Raw genomic sequence first — 19,226 nt, 5'->3', positions numbered from 1 at the left:
GCGTGTCCGGGGCCGCCGGGGGTATCCGTTCCCGCATGACTGTGGAGAAGACGAGCGTCCTCGTCCTTGACTGCGCCGAGCCCATGGAGCTGGCCGAGTTCTACGCCGGACTGCTCGGCGGGGAGATACGGATCGGCACCGACCCCGATTTCGTCGAGATCGTCGGCAACGACGGCGTCCGGCTGGCGATCCGCCGCGACCACGGCTACGCCCCGCCGAGCTGGCCGCGCCCGGAGGACTCGCAGCAGGCGCATCTGCGGATCCTGGTCGCGCGGGAGGACATCGACGAGGCCGAGCGGGAGGCGATAGGTCTGGGCGCCCGGCCCGTCGACACCGGTGAGAGCAACAGTGGGCCCCGGGACGTGCGGGTGTACGGGGATCCGGCGGGGCACTCCTTCTCGCTGGCGGTCTATCCGCTGCCGACGGGCTGACCGGCACGGAGCTGAGGGCGGACGGCGGAAGGGTCCCAACGGGCCCTTCCGCCCCGCGCGTTAATAGACAGGAAAGTTTCCCACCACCGTTGACGTCAATTGGTAGGAACCTTTACTTTCAGTTCTGCCGACATGGCGCCTCCCACCCCCCTCCGAAGGGAGCACCACCATGCACCAGCGCACCAATCCCCCCACCGGTTCCGCCCCCAGGACCGGCCGCCGCGGACTGGCCCGCAAGGCCCTGCTCGCCGCGTCCGCGCTCGGTGTCGTCACCGCACTCATGGCTCCGGTCCGGGCCGGAGCAGCACCCGCCCCGGCCTCCCCCACCGGCGCCGCTCCCACCGCCGCCACCCCGCTCGCCGCCAACGGGCAGCTCTCCGTCTGTGGTCTCCAGCTCTGCAACGCCTCCGGCGAGGCGGTCGCCCTCAACGGGATGAGCACCCACGGCACCCAGTGGTACGCCCAGTGCGTCACGGACGGCTCGCTCGACGCGCTCGCCCAGGACTGGCGCTCCGATGTACTGCGCGTCTCCACCTACGTACAGGAGGGCGGCTACGAGACCGACCCGGCCGGATTCACCGCCCGGGCACAGAAGTTCGTCGACGCGGCGCACGCGCGCGGCATGTACGCGGTCATCGACTGGCACATGCTCTCGCCGGGCGACCCGAACGTGAACCTGGACCGGGCGAAGACCTTCTTCACGGCGATGGCGAAGAAGTACAAGAACCACCCGGGCGTGCTCTACGAGATCGCCAACGAGCCCTCGGGGGTGAGCTGGTCGGGCATCAAGTCCTACGCCGAGCAGATCATCCCGGTGATCCGGGCCGAGGACCCCGACGCGGTGGTGCTGGTCGGTACCCGCGCCTGGTCGTCCTTCGGGGTGTCCGAGGGCTCCAGCGAGTCCGAGGTCGTGAACAACCCCGTCAACGCCTCGAACATCATGTACACCTTCCACTTCTACGCGGCCTCGCACCGCGAGGAGTACCTCAACACCCTCGACCGGGCCTCCGACCGACTGCCGGTGTTCGTCACGGAGTTCGGGACGCAGGACTACGCGGGCGAGGGCGCCAACGACTTCACGATGTCGCAGCGCTACCTCGACCTGATGAAGCGCAAGAAGATCTCCTGGACCAACTGGAACTACTCCGACGACCACCGCTCCGGCGCCGTCTTCAAGACCGGCACCTGCAGCGGGAGCAACTGGACGGGGACCGGGGTCCTGAAGGAGGCCGGGGTCTGGATCCGCGACCGCATCCGCCAGTGACCCCGGCCCGCTCCCCGCGCCGTCAGGCCGAACGGCGGCGCAGGGACGCGTCGGTGAGGACCGCCGGGGTGTAACCGGCGTCGCGTGCAGACAGGTTGACGCCGGGCGGGACGATCTCGTCGATCCTGTCGAGGACGTCCCGGCTCAGCCTCACCTTGTCGGCGCCGAGCTGGCTCTCCAGCTGCGCGAAGGTGCGCGGCCCGATGATCGCCGAGGTGACGGCCGGGTGCTCCAGCACGAAGGCCAGGGCGAGTTGGACGAGGGTGAGTCCGGCCTCCTCGGCGAGGACGGCGAGCGCGTCGGCGGCGGCCAGCTTGGCCGCGTTCTCGGGCGCGGTGATGTCGAACCGGGCGGCCTGGCGCTCGGCGCGGCTGGAGGCCGGCTGCTCGGCGCCCTTGCGGTAGCGGCCGGTCAGCCAGCCGCCCGCCAGCGGACTCCAGGACAGCACACCGAGCCCGTACCGCTGCGCCACCGGAAGCACCTCGCGCTCGATGCCCCGGGCCAGCAGCGAGTACAGGGGCTGCTCGGCGACGACGCGCTCGCGGCCCCGGCGTTCGGCGGTCCACTGGCCCTCGACGATCGCGGAGGGCTCGAAGGTGGAGGTGCCGATGTAGCGGATCTTGCCCTGGTGGACCAGGTCGGAGAGCGCGCCGAGCGTCTCGTCGAAGTCGGTGTCGGGCTCGGGGCGGTGCACCTGGTAGAGGTCGATCCAGTCGGTGCCCAGCCGGCGCAGGCTGTTCTCCACCTCGCGGATGATCCAACGGCGGCTGTTGCCGAACGCGTTGGGGTCGTCGCCCAGGCGGCCGTGGAACTTGGTGGCCAGCACCACGTCGTCACGCCGGCCGCCCGCGAGCGCCTTGCCGACGATGGTCTCGGACTCGCCCTGCGAGTAGACGTCGGCGGTGTCGACGAAGTTGATGCCGGAGTCCAGGGCGTGGTGGATGATCCGGACGCTGTCGTCGTGATCGGTGTTGCCGCGCGCCCCGAACATCATGGTGCCCAGCGCGAGCGGGCTGACCCGGACGCCGGTGCGGCCGAGGTTGCGGTATTCGGTCATCTGGCACTCTCCTTGACGAGCTGACTGGTGGTGTCGGGGTGGTCCCGGTCGGGCACGGCCGGAACGCCGGTCTGCCGGAAGGCCTCCCACAGGCGGTGGTACGGACCCCGCGCCGCGAGGAGTTCGGTGTGCGTCCCGCTCTCGACGACGGCTCCGGCGTCGAGGACGACGACCCGGTCGGCGCGGGCGGCGGTGGTCAGCCGGTGGGCGACGACCACGGTGGTACGCCGACGGCACAGGGCGTCCGTCGCGGCGGCGACCCGGCGTTCGGTGGCCAGGTCGAGCGAGGCGGTGGCCTCGTCGAGCAACAGGACGTCCGGGTCGACGAGTTCGGCGCGGGCCAGGGCGAGGAGCTGGCGCTGTCCGGCGGAGAGGTTGCGGCTGCGCTCCCCCACCTGCTGGAGGTAGCCGAGCCGGAGTCCGGCGATCATCTCGTGCGCGCCCACCGCCCGGGCCGCGGCCTCCACCTCGGCGTCGGTGGCCTCGGGCCGTCCGTAGGCGATGGCGTCCCGCACGGTTCCGCTGAACAGGTACGGCTCCTGCGGTACGAGCCCGAGTCTGCGCCGGAAGGCGGGCAGGTCGAGGTCGCGCAGATCGTGGCCGTCGACCCGTACGGTTCCGGCGGTCGGGTCGTAGAAGCGGGCCAGCAGTTTGACGACGGTGGACTTGCCCGCTCCGGTGGCCCCGACCAGGGCCACGGTCTCACCGGGCGCGATGCGCAGCCGCAGCCCGTGCAGGACCTCCTGGCCGCCGCCGCCCGCGTAACCGAACGACACCTCGTCGAACTCCACCTCGCCGCGCAACCGACCCACGGCGACCGGCTGTTCGGGCTGCGGGGTGCCGGCCGGGGTGCGCATCAGGGAGCGGAGGCGGCCGAGGCCGATGACCGCCTGCTGGTAGCCGTCGAAGACCTGCGAGAGCTGCTGGATGGGCGAGAAGAACAGCTCCACGTAGAGGAGGAAGGCGATCAGGGTGCCCGCGCTCAGCTCGCCGGAGCGCACCTGGCCCGCGCCGACGACCAGGACGGCGGCGGTGGACAGGGTGCCGAGGAACTCCACGAACGGGAAGAACGTGCCCATGTACCGCTGGGCGCGCAGCCGTGAGTCCCGGAACCCCCACGCCAGTTCGGCGAAGTCGCGGGCGTTGTGCTGCTCGCGGCGGAACGCCTGGGTGACGCGGATGGCGGTGACGTTCTCCTGGAGGCAGGCGTTGACCGCGCTGACGCGTTCGCGGGCCTCGCGGTAGGCGGGGACCGAGTAGTGGCGGAAGAGGGCGGTGGCGCCGATCAGGACGGGGAGGGCGAGGAGCAGGACGACGGCGAGGCCCGCGTCGATGACGAGCAGGGCGACCAGCACGCCGAGGACGGTGAGGAGGCTGACGACGGCGGTGATCAGACCGGTCTGGAGGAAGTTCGACAGGGCGTCCACATCGGTGGTCATCCGGGTCATGATCCGGCCGCCGAGCTCCCGCTCGTAGTAGTCCAGGCCGAGCCGCTGGAGCTGGGCGAAGGTCTTCACCCGCAGGGTGTAGAGCAGCCGTTCGCCGGTGCGGCCGGTGGTGCGGACCTGGGCGATCCCGATCAGCCAGTTCGCCGCGACGACCAGCCCGGCGACGGCGGCGGCCGCCAGGAGCACTCCTCCGGCCTGCCGGGCGACACCGTGGTCCACCCCGTGCCGGACGAGGACCGGTACGGCGATCTGGGCGGCGGCGTCGAGGGCGACCAGCAGCAGCCCGAGGAGCAGCGGCAGCCGGAAGGGCCGCAGCAGGGTGCCGAGGTGGAACTCCGGGTCGGCGGCGACGGCCTGTTCGGTGGTGACCTTCGGGTCGGCCTCGGGCAGCGGGAGGCGGGCGAGTCCGGCGATCAGCTCGGGGCTCGGCGGGGCGGAGCCGAGGACCCCGCCGCCGGGTCCGCCGCGGCCGGGCCCGGAGGTGGCGGCGGCCTCGGCCAGCGCCTGGGCGGCCCGGACGGCGGTGGACTCCTCGGTGTCGACGCCCGCGGCCTCGTCCCGCAGCCACAGGTCCGCGGTGACCCCGCCGGCCGGCGCCTCGGCCACGGGCTCGGAGGCCGTGGGCTCGGCGGTGGACAGCAGCGTACGGAACAGGGCCGAGCGGGAGCGGAGTTCGTCCAGCGTGCCGGTGTCGGTGACACGGCCGCCGTCCAGCACGGCGATCCGGTCGGCGAGCTCCAGGGTGGAGCGGCGGTGCGCCACGATCAGGGTGGTCCGGCGGCGGGTCTCGGCGTGCAGTCCGGCGTGGATCTCGGCCTCGACGCGGGCGTCGATGGCGGAGGTCGCGTCGTCCAGGACCAGGATCGCCGGGTCGCCGACCAGGGCGCGGGCGAGCGCGATGCGCTGGCGCTGGCCGCCGGAGAGGGTGAGGCCCTGTTCGCCGACGACGGTCTCGTAGCCCTGCGGGAGCCGTTCGACGAAGGCGTCGGCGCGGGCGATCCGGGCGGCGGCGCGGATCTGCTCGTCGGTGGCGTCCGGCGCCCCGTAGGCGATGTTGGCGCGCACGGTGTCGGAGACCAGCAGGCTCTCCTCGAAGACGTAGCCGATCCGGGAGCGCAGCGAGGCGAGGGAGAGTTCGCGCACATCGGTGCCGTCGACGGCGACCATGCCGGAGGGGACGTCGTAGAACCGGGGCAGCAGCGCGGCGGCGGTCGACTTGCCGGAGCCGGCCGCGCCGATCAGGGCGAGGGTCTCGCCGGGGCGGACGTCGAGCGTGAAGCCGTCGAGGAGCGGCGGTCCTTCCCCGTAGCCGAAGGTGACGTCCCGCCAGGAGAGCGCGGGCGGCCGGTCGGGCAGCTCGCGGGCGGCCGGGGCGTCGGTGATGACGGGGGCCTCGTCGATGACCTCCAGGACGCGTTCGGCTCCGGCGCGGGCCTGCTGCCAGACGGTGAGCAGGGTGGCGACCTGGCGGACGGGGGTGACGAAGGAGCCGAGGTAGGTGGTGAAGGCGAGGAAGGTGCCGAGCGAGATCCGGCCGTGCAGGGCCATCCAGCCGCCGAGGGCGAGGACGGCGACCTGGCCGAGGGCGGGCACGGCCTGGAGCGCCGGGTTGTAGCGGCCGGTGAAGCGGACGACCCGCAGCCGGGAGGCGAACAGGCCCCGGGCGCGCTCCTCCAGACCGGCCAGTTCGCGGTCCTCCTGGCCGAAGCCCTTCACGACGCGGACGCCGGTGACGGTCGCCTCGACGGTGGAGGCGACCTCGGCGGCCTCCTGCTGGGCGTGCCAGTTGGCGGGGAAGAGGTCGCGGCGACTGCGCAGGGCGATCAGATGGAGCAGCGGGCCGACGACGAGGGCGACGACGGTCAGCAGCGGGGAGAGGAACGCCATGAGGACCAGCGAGGTCAGGAACATCAGGGCGTTGCCGGTGAGGTTGGGCAAGAACTGCAGCAGGGTCTGGACGAGGGTGATGTCGGAGATGGACCGGCTCACCACCTGTCCGGTGCGCAGCCCGTCCTGCTGGGCTCCGCCGAGCCGCAGCAGGGCGGCGAAGGCGTCGTTGCGCAGGTCGTACTGGACGCCGAGCGAGAGCCGTCCGGAGCGGTAGCGGCGGGTGAAGCTCGCGCCGAAGCGGACGGCTCCGAGCCCGGCGAGCAGGGCGATCCACGGGGCGAGGGAGCCGGTGGAGCCGGCGAGGCCGTCCACGACGTGGCGCAGGACGAGCGGCAGGGCGGCGGTGGCCAGAGCGGCGACGAGCGCCGCGCCGAAGGCGAGGAGGAGGTCGGTGCGGTGGCGCAGGCAGTAGGCGAACAGCCTCCGGGCCCAGCCCTGTTCGGGGTCGGGCCGCCGGCCGGCGCCGGTCCCCGGGTGCGGCCGGGGACCGGCGCCTTCGCGCGCCGTACAGTCCGTCACCGGGCCCCTGCCGGGGCCGGGGCGGCGGCCACGTGGTCCGTGCCGGTGCCGAGGGGGTCGAAGAGCTGGTTGGCGGGGCGCGGCAGACCGTAGTGCTCGCGCAGGGTGGCGCCGGTGTACTCGGTGCGGAACAGGCCGCGTTCCTGGAGGATCGGGACGACCCGGTCGACGAAGACCTCCAGGCCCGAGGGGAGCACGGCGGGCATGATGTTGAAGCCGTCGGCGGCCCCGCTGTCGTACCAGTGCTCGATGGTGTCGGCGACCTGTTCGGCGGTGCCAGCGAAGGTGCGGTGACCGCGTCCGCCGCCGAGCCTGCCGATGAGTTGACGGATGGTCAGCTTCTCGCGCCGGGCGAGTTCCACGATGAGGGTGTAGCGGCTCTTGGCGCCCTCGATCTCGTCCTCGGTGGGGATGTCCTCGGGGAGTTCGGCGTCGAGGTCGAGGTCGTCCGGGGCGATCTTCAGCCGCAGGGCGAGCTGCCGCTTGGCGTACTCGGGGACGATGAGGCGGTCCAGCTCGGCGTCCAGCTCCCGGGCCTCGGCCTCGGTGTCGCCGATGACGGGGACGATGCCGGGCAGGATCTTGATGGTGTCGGGGTCGCGGCCGAGCGCCACGGCCCGTGCCTTGACGTCCTTGTAGAAGGCGATGCCCTCCTCCAGGGTCTGCTGGGCGGTGAACACCGCCTCGGCGTAGCGGGCGGCGAAGTCCTTGCCGTCCTCGCTGGATCCGGCCTGCACCAGCAGCGGGTAACCCTGCGGCGGGCGCTGGACGTTGAGGGGTCCGTCGACGCGGAAGAACTCGCCGCGGTGCTCGATGGCCCGGACCCGGTCGGCGAGGGCGTGGACGCCCTTCTCCTTGTCGGCGACGACGGCGTCGTCGGCCCAGCTGTCCCAGAGTTTGGTGGAGACCTCCACGAACTCCGCGGCGCGGCGGTAGCGCTCGTGGTGCAGCGGGGTGTCGTCCAGGCCGAAGTTGCGGGCGGCGTCGGCCCCGGCGGTGGTGACGATGTTCCAGCCGGCCCGGCCGCCGGAGACATGGTCCAGCGAGGCGAACCTGCGGGCCAGGTTGTAGGGCTCGTTGTAGCTGGTGGAGGCGGTGGCGATGAGCCCGATGTGCTCGGTGGCCCCGGCGAGCGCGGTGAGCAGGACGGTGGGCTCCAGCTTGGCGGCGGGGCGGCGGCCGGGGTCGCCCATCAGGACCGGGCTGTCGGCGAGGAAGAGGGAGTCGAGGCGGCCGCGTTCGGCGATCCGGGCGAGGTTCTTGTAGTGCTCGATGTCGGAGCCGGCCTCGGCGGGGCTCTCGGGGAGCCGCCAGGAGGCCTCGTGGTGTCCGGTGGACATGAGGAAGGCGTTGAGGTGGAGCTGCTTGCGGGGTTCGGCGGAAGGCATGGGTGTCTCCAGGCGGGTGCGGGAGGAGTTCCCGTACGGGTGAGGTGAGGTGGCGGTCGCGCACCACCGCGGCGGGCCGATGCGGGTCTGCGCGTACGGGGCGGGCGGCCGGTGCCGTACGCGTTACGGGTCAGGCGGACGGTGCCGTACGCATACGGGGCGGGCGCCCGGTGCCGGACGCGTACGGGTCAGGCGGACGGTGCCGGCTGCTCGACGCCCAGGGCCGTGAGCAGGGCGTCGCGGTACTCCTGGAAGCGGGCGTCGCGGCGGGAGCGCGGGGTGGGCAGGTCGATGGCGAGGTCGACGGAGACCAGGCCGTCCTCCAGGACCAGGACCCGGTCGGCGAGCTCCACGGCCTCGTCCACGTCATGGGTGACCAGGAGCACCGCGGGGCGGTGGCGTTCGTACAGCTCGCGCAGCAGTCCGTGCATCTTGATCCGGGTGAGGGCGTCGAGCGCGCCGAACGGCTCGTCGGCCAGCAGGAGTTCGGGCTCCCGGACCAGGGCGCGGGCGAGCGCGGCGCGCTGCTGTTCGCCGCCGGAGAGCTCGTGCGGCCAGGAGCGGTCGCGGCCGGCCAGGCCGACCTCCGCCAGGGCGGTCAGACCGCGTTCGCGGGCGGCGGGGCCGCGCAGCCCGAGGATCACGTTGTCCAGGACGCGGAGCCAGGGCAGCAGCCGGGAGTCCTGGAAGGAGAGCGACACCCGTTCCGGGACGGTGAGTTCGCCGGAGCCCTCGACCGTGTGGTCCAGCCGGGCGACGGCCCGCAGCAGGGTGGACTTGCCCGAGCCGCTGCGGCCGAGGAGGGCGGTGAACTCCCCCGGTGCGATGTCCAGGTCGATCTCCTTGAGGACGACCCGGTCGCCGAACCTCCGTACCAGCCGTTTCGTCCGGACCGCGGGGTGGACCTCGGTGATCAGCCCGCCAGGGTGCGTCGCCATGACAGGGCCCTCCTCTCGATGGCGCGTACGGCCGCGTCCGAGGCGAAGCCGAAGATCCCGTAGGCCACCAGGCCCACGATGATCACGTCGGACTGGGCGTACAGCTGGGCCTGGAACATCATGTAGCCGATGCCGCTGGTGGCGTTGATCTGCTCGACGACGATCAGTCCGAGCCAGGACGAGGTGACGCCGAGGCGCAGGCCGACGAAGAAGCCCGGCAGCGAGCCGGGGACGACGACCTTGCGGACGAACTGGGCGCGGCTGAGGTCGAGGCCCTCGGCGAGCTCCACGTACCGGCTGTCGATGGAGGTCAGGAAGGCGAAGGTGTTGATGTACATGCTGACCGCGACGCCGAGGGCGATGACGGTCACCTTCATCTCCTCGCCGATGCCGAGCCAGAGGATCAGCAGGGGCAGCATGGCGAGCGAGGGGATGGCCCGCTTGATCTGGAGCGGTCCGTCGATCAGATACTCGCCGCCGCGGCTCAGTCCGGCGGCGACCGCGAGCACCACTCCGCTGGTGACGCCGAAGAACAGGCCGAGCCCGGCGCGTTGCAGGGAGATGAGGACGTTGTCCTGGAGGCGGCCGGTGGCCACCAGGTCGGAGGCGGTGGAGATCACGCTGCCGGGTCCGGACAGGATGCGCGGGTCCAGATAGCCGGAGGCGGAGGCGGCCCACCACAGGGCGACGAGCAGGACGGGGCCGATGAGCCGGCCGAAGGGGAGGGGCCGGCCGGGGCCGAGCCGGCGGCGGGTGCCGCGGGCGACGGTGGGGCCGGTGTCCGGGTGCGGGTCCGCCGGTGGGGCCGCGCCCTTGGTGAGAACGGTGGGTCCGCCGGAGCGGGCGCTGGGCAGCAGGTCGGTCATGAGCTCTCCCGGTACTGGGCGGGAACGGACTCGGCCGCCAGGCGCTCGAAGCGGCGGTCGAACAGGTCGGCGACGTCCTGCTTCGGTACGAAGCCGCCCTCGGCCATCAGGTCGGCAGTCTCCTGCTCCCACTGGATGGCCTTGTCCCAGCTGAGCGGGAACTGCGGCTTGTTCAGGGAGGAGACGATCCGCTTGCCGTCGGCGACGGAGACGCCCTGGTCCTTCACGTAGTACGTGTCGATCCACTCGTCCTGGTGCTCCCAGGCCCAGACGAGGCCCTTGGCCCACAGCGGGACGAAGTTGCGGACGGCGGCGGCCTTCGCCGGGTCGTCGAGCACCGCGACCGGGGCCCACAGGACGGTGAGCAGATCCACCACATCGGTCTTGAGGCCGGTGGCGCCGTCCTTGCCGTACTGGTCGAGGTACTTGGTGAGGGTGGGTTCGCCGAGCGGCGCCACGTCGACCTGCTTGGACTGCAGGGCGGTGAGGAACTGGGTGCTGGGCAGGGCGACGAGTTCGACGTCGCTGTTCTTCAGGCCGGCCGCCTTCAGGGCGCGCAGGACGACGACGCCCTGGGCCTGGCCCTGGGAGAAGCCGATCTTCTTGCCGCGGAAGTCCTCGGCCGAGGCGATGTCCGAGCCGGGCGCGGTGGCGAAGGTGTAGAGGGGCAGCGGGCGCACCTGGACGGCGACGATCTTCGTGTCGACGCCGATGGCCTTGGCCTGGATCGGCGGAATTCCGGCGTTCGATGCGAGGTCGATGGATTCGGCCCGGAATCCCTGGATGATATCCGGTCCCGCACTCAGGTTCGGCCATTCGGAAACGGTGAAGGCGAGGTCCTTCTTGAGACCGGCGGGTTCGATCTGGAGCCGGGTCTGGCGGACCGCGACGGTCAGTTTCGTACCGGCGGGTGGAGGGCCCGAGGGAAGCTTTCCGGCGGGTTCGGAACTGGCCGCGTTCTTCGTCTGCGGTGAGCAGGCGGCGAGGCCGAGAACCGTTCCGGTGGCGAGGGCGAGAAAAGACCTGCGGCCCACGGTTCTCGCAGTGGTGGTGGATTCATCGGTCCGGTGACGTGACATGGGGTGCATTCCTGGGTCTCAGAGGGAGTGGTAGGCGCCGTCGTGGAACAGCAGCGGGGCCCGGCCCTCGTCGAGCCAGGATTCGGTGACCCGGGCGATGACGATCCGGTGGTCGCCGGCGGGCACGATCTGTTCGGTCTCCAGGCGCAGCCAGCCGGCCACCCCGTCGAGCACCGGCTCGCCCTCCGGCAGCCGCCGCCAGGCGGTGGGGGCGGCGAACCGGTCGATGCCGCTGGTGGCGAAGGTGCGGGCGAGCGATTCCTGGTCGGCGCCGAGGAAGTTGACGACGGTGGAGGACGCCACCTCGACGTGCGGCCAGGAGGAGGTCGTGGTGCCGATGCCGTACGAGACCAGCGGCGGGTCCAGGGACAGCGAGGTGAGCGAGGTGGCGGTGAATCCGACGGGCCCGCGGCCGGAGTCGGCGGTGACGACGACCACGCCCGCCGGATGGCGGCGGAACACCTGCTTGAAACAGTCGGGGGCGTAGGCGGGGGCATAGGAGGGCACGGTGACGGTCAACATCTCTCCCGGAGTGGAAGGAGGGGAATGCGGGAAACGGGCGCACGGATTGGGGGGAGGACAGCGCGGATCACCCGGCGGGGCACATCAATGCCCCGCAGGAATCGGCTTCTCGCCCCTGCGCCCGGAAGTCTGCTGGGTTTATCGGGAACCCGGACAGCGGCGACAACGACAGGGCCGGGAGAAAACCCTCACCGGCGCAGCCGTGCGACAGCGGCGAGCCGTGCGGGGCACGCTCTGCTGAATACGCTGTCGGCTGGTCATGAATCCATTGTCCTGTGGTGCTGTCGGGCCGGTCAACAATGCAACGTTCTGAATTAAGTCGGGTTCCGCACCGGCGGCGGACCGGGGCCGGTGCGCGGGGTCAGGAGACCGCGGGCAGCGCGGGCCAGGGCCCCAGCGGGTCGGTGTACAGCGCGCCGAGCGCCACCGCGCCGCCCGCCGTGGCCAGCACCGATCCGGTGAAGCTGCTGGGCACCACGGCACGTTCGGGGTCGTCGCAGACCCACGAGCGCCGCGCCACCTCCGCCCGCAGGTCCGCCAGGCACTCGGGGATCCGGCCCGCTCCCGGTTCGACGACCACGAGGACCTCCGGGTCGAACATGTCCAGGAGCAGGGCGGCCGCCCGGCCGACGAGCAGGGCCCGGCGGCGGAAGAGCGCCAGCGCCCGCGGGTCGCCGGCCAGGGCGCCGTCGAGCAGTTCGGTGAACGAGGAGACGTACAGGCCCTGTTCGGCGGCGCGCCGCACCATGGCCCGCTCGGAGACCTCCGACTGGAGGCAGCCGGTGCGCCCGCACGAACAGGGCTCGGCCCCGCCCGATCCGCCTGCCCCCAGCGGCAGATGGGCCACGCTGCCCGCACCGGAGCGGGGGCCCAGATGCATGGTTCCGGAGCTGGCGAACGCCGCGTCCACCACGGCTCCGACGAAGAGCAGGACGGTGCTGGTCCGGGTCGACTCCTCGCCGAACAGCTGCTCGGCGCGGGCCAACGCCCGGGAGTGGCTGTCCACATGGACCGGGAGGCCGGTGGCGGCTTCGAGGATCTCGCGTACCGGGACGTTGTGCCAGCCCAGGTGCGGATGCTCGACGACGACTCCGGCGGCGGGGTCCACCCGGTGGCCGGTGGCGAAGCCGAGGGCGAGGACGGTCCGGCCCGCGGCGTGCTCCTCGACGAGCCGGGGCAGCCGGTCGGCGAGGTCGCGCAGCAGGGCCGGGCCGCTGACCAGGCCGCGCGCGGAGCCGCCGGGGACGGTGGCGTACGGGCCCGTCGCGCCGATGGCGTGCGGCTGCCGGTCCTCGGCGACGATCCGGCCGCGCAGGTCCATCAGCGCGACGGTGGAGTGCGCGACGGCGACATGGGCCCCGGCGACCAGATAGCGGCCGGTGTCGATCTCGACGGGTATGTGGGGGCGGCCGAGCCCTTTGGGTCCGGCGGTCTCCGCGCCCTCGCGGACGAGTCCGCGCGCCAGCAGCTGCCCGACGTGGCCGGTGACCGCCGCCGGGGAGAGGCCGGTGAGCCGGGCGACGGTGGACCGGGCGACGGGCCCGTGGTCGAGGATGGCGCTCAGCACGGAGCCGGTGCCGGAGGCGCGGCGGGCGGGGGCGGCGGCCGGGATGTCCGAGCGGCGCAGCGGAGCGGGGCGGCGGGCGGGCACGGGCGGACGCTTCACAGGTGTCTTCACAGGTCCTCGATGGCAGCGGGCCGTGCGGGAAGGCGTCCGGACGGAGCCTCGGGCCGAGCCCGGCCGGCGCCGGGCCGGAGAGGGGTCGGCTTCTCCCGTGGAACGGTGTGCCCCCGGGTGCGCGCACCGGAAGGGCTCCGGAGGCGGTCGCGACGGGGCGGGTGCGTTCAGGCCCGGTGACACGCCGCGGAGCACACGCGCTTCAGGTCGACATGACCTCGCGTCGTCAGGTGTGCGGATCGCTGCATGGCGCGCAACCTAATCGGAACGGCGTAACCCGGTCAAACCGTTGACCGCATGGTGGACGGCCGTCTCAGCAGGGCGTGTTGCCCGTCCGTTGCCGCACGTGACAGGCGTGTGGCGGGCGCGCGAAGCGGGGGTGCGGCGATCGGTGCGGGGCGGTGAGACCCGTCCTCCATCCGGATGATGCCGGGAATTAACCGATGATGCCTTGTCATGCCTTGTTCTACGCGCATAGCTTTTGCCCCTACTACTCAGTTCAGTTGGGGGCACCTCCCGTGCAGATATACAGATCCGGTTCCGTCCTGCTGACCGGCGCCGTCGCCGTCGCGCTCGCGGTGACCGCCCTGCCCGCCGCCCAGGCGGCCCCGTCCGCCACCGCCGTCATCTCCGAGGTGTACGGCGGCGGGGGCAACTCCGGCGCGACGCTGACCCGGGACTTCGTCGAGCTGGCCAACGCCGGCTCCGCGCCCTTCGAGGTCGGCGGTCTCAGCGTCCAGTACCTGCCGGGCAGCCCGTCGGCCGGTTCGCAGTGGCAGGTCTCCGAGCTGACCGGGTCGATCGCGCCCGGCGGCCGCTACCTGGTCGCCCAGGCCGCGGGCACCGGCGGAACGGTCGCGCTGCCCACCGCCGACGCCACCGGCACGGTCGCCATGGCGGCGGGCAGCGGCACCGTCGCCCTGGTCTCCGGGACGGCCCCGCTCACCTGCAAGTCGGCGGCGGACTGCACGGCGGACACCCGGATCGTCGACCTGGTCGGCTACGGCTCCGCGGTCGTCCGGGAGGGCAGCGGCCCGGTCCCCGGCGCCTCGGCCACCGCGTCCGTGGCGCGGGCCGCCTCGCTCGCCGACACCGACGACAACGCGGCCGATCTCACCGCGGCCGCCCCGACCCCGGTCAACACGAAGGGCGAGACGTCCGGCGGCGGCCAGGAGCCCGAGGAGCCCGGCCCCACCGAGCCCGGTGACGTACGGATCCACGACATCCAGGGCACCACCCGCCTCTCCCCGCTCGACGGCTCGACGGTCGACGGCGTCCCGGGCGTCGTCACCGGCGTGCGCGCCGGCGGCTCGCGCGGCTTCTGGATCCAGGACACCGCGCCCGACGACGACCCGCGCACCAGCGAGGGCCTGTTCGTCTACACCGGCTCCGCCGTCCCGGCCGTGCGGGTCGGCGACGCGGTCCTGGTCAGCGGCAAGGTCGCCGAGTACTACCCGGGCACCGGCACCCAGTCGATCACCCAGATCACCGCGCCGCGCACCACCGTCCTCTCCTCCGGCAACGCGCTGCCCGCCCCGGTCGTCCTCGACGCCCGCTCGGTTCCCGGCCGCTACGTGCCCTCGGCGGACGGCGGGGCGATCGACGCACTGCCCCTGAACCCGAAGCGCTACGCCCTGGACCTGTACGAGGCGCTGGAGGGCTCCCGGGTCCGGATCGCCGACACCCGGGTGACCGGGGCGACGACCGCGTACGACGAGATCTGGGTGACCGTCAAGCCGAAGGAGAACCCGACCCGGCGCGGCGGCACGCTCTACGCCTCGTACCAGGACCAGAACACCGGCCGGCTCAAGGTGATGTCGCTGGACCCGGCACAGCCGGTGCCGACGGCCAACGTCGGCGACGTCCTCAAGGGCCGCACCACCGGCGTCCTCGACTACGCCTCGTACGGCGGCTACAACGTGCAGGCCACCGAGCTGGGCACGGTCGTCGACAAGAAGCTGCGGCGCGAGGTGACCCGCAAGCAGAAGAAGGACGAGCTGGCGGTCGCCACGTACAACGTGGAGAACCTCGACGCCGGCGACGACCAGGCCAAGTTCGACACCCTGGCCGAGGGTGTCGCGGTCAACCTCTCCTCCCCCGACATCGTCTCGCTGGAGGAGATCCAGGACGACAACGGCGCGGTCAACGACGGCACGGTGGGCTCCGAGGCGACGCTGAAGCGGTTCACGGACGCGATCGTCGCGCAGGGCGGGCCGCGGTACGCCTGGCGCTACATCGCCCCGGAGAACAACAAGGACGGCGGCGAGCCCGGCGGCAACATCCGTAACGTCTTCCTCTACAACCCCCAGCGGGTCTCCTTCACCGACCGTCCGGGCGGCGACGCCACCACGGCGGTGGAGGCCGTGAAGGCGGGGAAGGGCGTCCGGCTCTCCGCCTCGCCCGGCCGGATCAACCCGGCGAGCGTGGCGTGGGCGGACAGCCGCAAGCCGCTGGTGGGCGAGTTCGTCTTCCGGGGCAAGCCGGTCTTCGTCATCGGCAACCACTTCGCGTCCAAGGGCGGCGACCAGCCGCTGCACGGCCGCTACCAGGAGCCGACGCGCTCCTCGGAGACGAAGCGGATCCAGCAGGCCGCCGAGGTCAACACCTTCGTCGCCTCGCTGCTCAAGGCGGACAGGTCCGCCAGGGTCGTCGCCCTTGGGGACTTCAACGACTTCGAGTTCTCGCCGACGATGAAGGCGCTGACCCAAGGCAAGGCGCTCAAGCCGCTGATCACGACGCTGCCCGCGTCCGAGCGGTACAGCTACGTCTTCGACGGCAACGCGCAGACGCTGGACCACATCCTGACGAGCCCCGGCATCCGCCGCCTCGACTACGACGTGGTGCACATCAACGCCGAGTTCGCCGACCAGGCGAGCGACCACGACCCGCAGGTGGTCCGGATCAAGGCCGAGGGTTCGCACGGCCACGGGCACTGAGGCCGTGATCCGGTGGGGCGGACCGGAGGTTCAGGTCCGCCCCACCGGGGCGCCCGCCTGGCGCGGCAGGGTGACCGCGCCGGCCACCGGCTCGCGTCCGGTGAAGAACCGCGAGACCAGCGAGGCCACCTCGTCGGCCCGTTCCAGCGCCACCCAGTGGTCGGCCTCCCCGATCGTCAGGAACCGGCTGCCCTCGATCGTCGCGGCGAACTCCCGCTGCCGTGCGGGCGAGGTGACCGTGTCGTGCTCCCCGGCGAAGACCAGCGCCGGTACGCCGGTGAGCCCGCCGGAGAAGTCGGGCCGGTCGGCCAGCGCCCGGTAGAGCGAGTCCGCCGCGTGCGGTGAGTGGGTGAGCGCGTGCAGGAACGAGCGCCGCACATAGCGGCGGGCCAACTCCCGCCGGTGCACGTGGCGTTCAGGGTCCAGGCACATCAGCGCGTCGGCCGCCGTGGCGGCGAACCCCTCGCGGTCACCCGCGGCCAGCTGCTGCCGGGCCCGCTCCCAGCAGGCGACCTGGGCCGCGTCGATGTGGACCGGGACGCCGCCGAGGGCCAGGCGCGCCACCCGCTCCCGGTGGTGGCGGGCGAAGCCGAAGGCGATGGCGGTGCCGTAGGAGAAGCCGAAGAGGTTGATCCGGGGTGCGCCGAGGTCGTCGGCGATGGAGAGGACGGCCCGGCGCAGCAGATCGGCGGCGGGGCCCGGCGGGAGCGGGTCGGCGCTGCCCATGCCCGGCAGGTCGGCGGTGACCACGTCGGCGGCCGGGCCCAGATGGTCGTCCATCTGGGGCCAGCCGAACATGCCCTGGAGCGCGCCGCCGAGAATGAGCGTCGGTTCGGTGGCGGGGACGCCGCCGGAGCGGGGGTGCGGCAGGACGCGGTAGCTGTAGCGCACCCCGTCGACCGACAGGGTCCGGATGATTTCCTCGGGCATGTGCTGGCCGCGTTCCCTTCCGTCAGGCCTTGGTGAGGACGAGTGCCGCGTTGTGTCCGCCGAAGCCGAGCGAGGTCTTGACGGCGCAGTCGAACGAGGCGGCGCGGGCCTCCTTGGCGACCACCTCGACCGGGATCCGCGGATCGGGTGCGTCCAGGTTGACCGTGGGCGGGACCAGCTGGTGCTGGAGGGCGAGGACGGTGAGCGCGGTCTCGATGCCGCCCGCCGCGCCGAGGGTGTGGCCGGTCATCGCCTTGGTGGAGGTCACCAGGGGGTGCTCGCCGAGGACCCGGCGGAGCATGGTCGCCTCGATCAGGTCGTTGGAGAGCGTCGAGGTGCCGTGCGCGTTGACGTGCCCGACGTCGGCCGGGGCGAGGCCCGCGTCGGCGAGCGCGGTGCGCAACGCCCGTTCGATGCCGAGGCCTTCGGGGTCCGGGGCGACGGCGGAGTGGGCGTCGCTGGAGGCTCCGTAACCGCTCACCCGGGCGCGGACGGTGGCGCCCCGGGCGCGGGCGTGCTCCGGGTGTTCCAGGACCACGAGTCCGGCGCCCTCGCCGACGACGAAGCCGTCGCGGTGGGTGTCGAAGGGGCGGCAGGCGGCCGCGGGGTCCTCGCGGCGGGTGGAGACGGCCTTGAGGCTGCAGGCGCTGGCGATCAGGAGGCGGGTGCAGGTGGACTCGGCGCCGCCCGCGATGACGATGTCGCACGCCCCGGAGCGGAGCATCTGGTGGGCGGTGCCGATGGCGACGGTGCCGGAGGAGCAGGCGGTGGAGACGGCCTGGCTGGGTCCATGGACGCCGAGGTCCAGGCTGACGCTGCTGGCCGCGCCGTTGACGACGCAGAGCGGGGCGAGCTTCGGGGAGACCCGGCGGGGGCCGCGTCCGGCGAGGGCGGCGGCCTGTTCGTCGTAGAAGGGCAGTCCGCCGTGGGCGGAGCCGATGACGACGCCGACCCGGCCGCTGTCCCAGACGGCCGGGTCGAGCCCGGCGTCGGCGACGGCCTCGCGGGCGGCGATGACGGCGAACTGGGCGAAACGGTCCATCAGCCGCTGGGCGGCCACCCCGAGGACGGCGCCCGGGTCGCAGTCGGTGACGGAGTAGAAGAAGTCGCAGGGCAGGTCGGCCAGTTCGGGCCGGGGGGCGGCGGCCGGCGCGAGGCCCTCGGTGACCCCGCGCCAGGCGGCGTCCACGCCCGTACCGGCCGAGGTGACCAGGCCGACGCCGGTGACGGCGGCGGCGAACGGGGCGAGCGGCGCCCGCCGGTAGGGCCGTGCGGTCGCCGCGCTCATGCGGTGACCTTCCCGTGGACCGCCTCGACGAGGCGGCCGACGGTGTCGCGCGAGGTGAGCGCGACGTCCTCCAGATCCACGTCCAGCCGGTCCTCGATGAGCAGCCGCAGCTCCTCCAGCGCGAGGGAGTCCAGCCGCAGCCGGTGCAGCGGAACATCGGGGCCGATCGCCCCGGGGTCGGTTCCGAACTTGGTCACCAGCAGCGTGCTGATCTCTTCCGACGTGCTCATTCGGCTCTCCTGGGCTCGGTGACGCGGTGACGTCGGCCGCGTGGTGAGGGGAGGTGGGGGGAGGGGCCATCGGGGGACGCCGGCTGCTCCGGAAGGACCCTTTATACGCCTTCGCGGACGGGTTCCCGGTCCGCGTTCCCCCGTGCGGTGGGAGGGGTGTCCAGGTGTACGAATCCGGGGTGCGCCGCGGGTGGGTGCCAGGATGGGGGCGGAGCCCGTACGGGAGCGCACGAGAGAAGGAGAAGCCCATGACGGCCGAGCAGGACGGCGAGCGCGACGGCACCCCGGAGGTCGCGCCGAGCCCCGCCGACTGGGTCGCCCGGCAGGCCGAGCTCTACGAGTCCTCCGGCGGCACGAAGGGCACCACCCAGCTCGGGGTGCCGTGTCTGCTGATGGACTACGTGGGACGGCGCAGCGGGACCGTGCGGCGCACGGTGCTGATGTACGGGCGGGACGGCGAGGACTATCTGATCGTGGCGTCCAACGGCGGCTCGGACCGGCCGCCGCTGTGGTATCTGAACCTCCAGGCCAACCCGGAGGTGCGACTGCGGGTGAACACCGAGCGGTTCGGGGCGGTGGCGGCGACGCTGCCGCCCGAGGAGAAGGCGCGGGTCTGGCCGGGTCTGGTGGAGCTGTTCCCGCGGTACGGGCAGTACCAGGCGGGCACCGAGCGGGACATCCCGGTGGTGCGGCTGACGCGGAGCTGAACCGGCGGGCCGGGAGCCCTTATGACGCTCGGCCGAAACCGTGAACTCCGCGATC

The 19,226-nt window shown here is 72.7% G+C and carries 15 protein-coding genes; 4 read left to right on the top strand and 11 right to left on the bottom strand.

Features of this window, described 5'->3' with window-relative positions:
• The first annotated feature begins 35 nt into the window (after positions 1-35).
• Together KV381_RS30320 and KV381_RS30315 are read left to right on the top strand one after the other, a co-directional pair.
• A complete protein-coding gene (locus KV381_RS30320) occupies positions 36-431 on the top strand; it encodes a VOC family protein (RefSeq protein ID WP_030083957.1) in 396 nt (131 codons plus the stop codon).
• A gap of 169 nt (positions 432-600) precedes the next feature.
• On the top strand, positions 601-1,695 hold the full coding sequence (locus tag KV381_RS30315; protein ID WP_030625264.1) for a glycoside hydrolase family 5 protein: 1,095 nt from the start codon (positions 601-603) through the stop codon (positions 1,693-1,695).
• Positions 1,696-1,717: 22 nt separating this feature from the next.
• Here the strand turns inward: KV381_RS30315 and KV381_RS30310 are convergent, their stop codons facing one another.
• From KV381_RS30310 to KV381_RS30275, 8 genes are all read right to left on the bottom strand, one after another.
• The gene (locus tag KV381_RS30310) at positions 1,718-2,752 is read right to left on the bottom strand and encodes an aldo/keto reductase (protein WP_218786778.1); all 1,035 of its coding nucleotides are present in this window, start codon (positions 2,750-2,752) and stop codon (positions 1,718-1,720) included.
• Complete coding sequence (locus KV381_RS30305; protein ID WP_218786777.1) at positions 2,749-6,609, bottom strand: ABC transporter ATP-binding protein; 3,861 nt, start codon at positions 6,607-6,609, stop codon at positions 2,749-2,751. Before KV381_RS30305 ends, KV381_RS30310 begins: the two co-directional genes overlap by 4 nt.
• Positions 6,606-7,997, bottom strand: coding sequence for an LLM class flavin-dependent oxidoreductase (locus KV381_RS30300; RefSeq protein ID WP_103538134.1), 1,392 nt, complete (start codon positions 7,995-7,997; stop codon positions 6,606-6,608). The genes KV381_RS30305 and KV381_RS30300 overlap by 4 nt, the downstream gene beginning before the upstream one ends.
• Before the next feature lie 188 nt (positions 7,998-8,185).
• On the bottom strand, positions 8,186-8,935 hold the full coding sequence (locus tag KV381_RS30295; RefSeq protein ID WP_103538135.1) for an ABC transporter ATP-binding protein: 750 nt from the start codon (positions 8,933-8,935) through the stop codon (positions 8,186-8,188).
• Positions 8,911-9,801, bottom strand: coding sequence for an ABC transporter permease (locus KV381_RS30290; RefSeq protein WP_218786776.1), 891 nt, complete (start codon positions 9,799-9,801; stop codon positions 8,911-8,913). Before KV381_RS30290 ends, KV381_RS30295 begins: the two co-directional genes overlap by 25 nt.
• Entirely contained in the window at positions 9,798-10,880 is a 1,083-nt protein-coding gene (locus KV381_RS30285; RefSeq protein ID WP_218786775.1) for an ABC transporter substrate-binding protein, read from the bottom strand. Before KV381_RS30285 ends, KV381_RS30290 begins: the two co-directional genes overlap by 4 nt.
• 18 nt (positions 10,881-10,898) lie before the next feature.
• The gene (locus tag KV381_RS30280) at positions 10,899-11,402 is read right to left on the bottom strand and encodes a flavin reductase family protein (RefSeq protein WP_218786774.1); all 504 of its coding nucleotides are present in this window, start codon (positions 11,400-11,402) and stop codon (positions 10,899-10,901) included.
• A gap of 361 nt (positions 11,403-11,763) precedes the next feature.
• Positions 11,764-13,068 (bottom strand): ROK family transcriptional regulator, encoded by a 1,305-nt coding sequence (locus tag KV381_RS30275; protein ID WP_218786773.1) that lies wholly within the window; start codon positions 13,066-13,068, stop codon positions 11,764-11,766.
• Between the two features lie 530 nt (positions 13,069-13,598).
• Between KV381_RS30275 and KV381_RS30270 the strand changes: the two genes are divergently transcribed.
• A complete protein-coding gene (locus KV381_RS30270; RefSeq protein WP_218786772.1) occupies positions 13,599-16,016 on the top strand; it encodes an endonuclease/exonuclease/phosphatase family protein in 2,418 nt (805 codons plus the stop codon).
• Positions 16,017-16,046: 30 nt separating this feature from the next.
• Here KV381_RS30270 and KV381_RS30265 read toward each other — a convergent pair whose 3' ends face one another.
• Genes KV381_RS30265 through KV381_RS30255 form a run of 3 tightly spaced genes read right to left on the bottom strand, consistent with a single transcriptional unit; the run spans position 16,047 to position 18,464 of the window.
• Positions 16,047-16,946: an alpha/beta fold hydrolase gene (locus tag KV381_RS30265; RefSeq protein WP_030083949.1), complete on the bottom strand. Its 900-nt coding sequence runs from the start codon at positions 16,944-16,946 to the stop codon at positions 16,047-16,049.
• A gap of 22 nt (positions 16,947-16,968) precedes the next feature.
• Complete coding sequence (locus KV381_RS30260; RefSeq protein WP_030083947.1) at positions 16,969-18,234, bottom strand: beta-ketoacyl synthase; 1,266 nt, start codon at positions 18,232-18,234, stop codon at positions 16,969-16,971.
• Positions 18,231-18,464, bottom strand: coding sequence for an acyl carrier protein (locus KV381_RS30255; protein WP_030083945.1), 234 nt, complete (start codon positions 18,462-18,464; stop codon positions 18,231-18,233). Before KV381_RS30255 ends, KV381_RS30260 begins: the two co-directional genes overlap by 4 nt.
• 248 nt (positions 18,465-18,712) lie before the next feature.
• Between KV381_RS30255 and KV381_RS30250 the strand changes: the two genes are divergently transcribed.
• Positions 18,713-19,171: a nitroreductase family deazaflavin-dependent oxidoreductase gene (locus KV381_RS30250; RefSeq protein WP_030083943.1), complete on the top strand. Its 459-nt coding sequence runs from the start codon at positions 18,713-18,715 to the stop codon at positions 19,169-19,171.
• The last annotated feature ends 55 nt before the right edge of the window (positions 19,172-19,226 follow it).

The sequence above is a fragment of the Streptomyces sp. WY228 genome, assembly GCF_019287315.1.
Taxonomy (GTDB): domain Bacteria; phylum Actinomycetota; class Actinomycetes; order Streptomycetales; family Streptomycetaceae; genus Streptomyces; species Streptomyces caviscabies.
The sequence above is the reverse complement of the archived record's forward strand: the minus strand, read 5'-3'. Positions and strand labels throughout refer to the sequence as shown.

Coding starts and splice junctions, on each gene's coding strand:
- KV381_RS30280 (WP_218786774.1), bottom strand. CDS start 11,402: ATGTTGACCGTCACCGTGCCCTCCTATGCCCCCGCCTACGCCCCCGAC.
- KV381_RS30320 (WP_030083957.1), top strand. CDS start 36: ATGACTGTGGAGAAGACGAGCGTCCTCGTCCTTGACTGCGCCGAGCCC.
- KV381_RS30295 (WP_103538135.1), bottom strand. CDS start 8,935: ATGGCGACGCACCCTGGCGGGCTGATCACCGAGGTCCACCCCGCGGTC.
- KV381_RS30310 (WP_218786778.1), bottom strand. CDS start 2,752: ATGACCGAATACCGCAACCTCGGCCGCACCGGCGTCCGGGTCAGCCCG.
- KV381_RS30250 (WP_030083943.1), top strand. CDS start 18,713: ATGACGGCCGAGCAGGACGGCGAGCGCGACGGCACCCCGGAGGTCGCG.
- KV381_RS30315 (WP_030625264.1), top strand. CDS start 601: ATGCACCAGCGCACCAATCCCCCCACCGGTTCCGCCCCCAGGACCGGC.
- KV381_RS30285 (WP_218786775.1), bottom strand. CDS start 10,880: ATGTCACGTCACCGGACCGATGAATCCACCACCACTGCGAGAACCGTG.
- KV381_RS30300 (WP_103538134.1), bottom strand. CDS start 7,997: ATGCCTTCCGCCGAACCCCGCAAGCAGCTCCACCTCAACGCCTTCCTC.
- KV381_RS30255 (WP_030083945.1), bottom strand. CDS start 18,464: ATGAGCACGTCGGAAGAGATCAGCACGCTGCTGGTGACCAAGTTCGGA.
- KV381_RS30290 (WP_218786776.1), bottom strand. CDS start 9,801: ATGACCGACCTGCTGCCCAGCGCCCGCTCCGGCGGACCCACCGTTCTC.
- KV381_RS30260 (WP_030083947.1), bottom strand. CDS start 18,234: ATGAGCGCGGCGACCGCACGGCCCTACCGGCGGGCGCCGCTCGCCCCG.
- KV381_RS30265 (WP_030083949.1), bottom strand. CDS start 16,946: ATGCCCGAGGAAATCATCCGGACCCTGTCGGTCGACGGGGTGCGCTAC.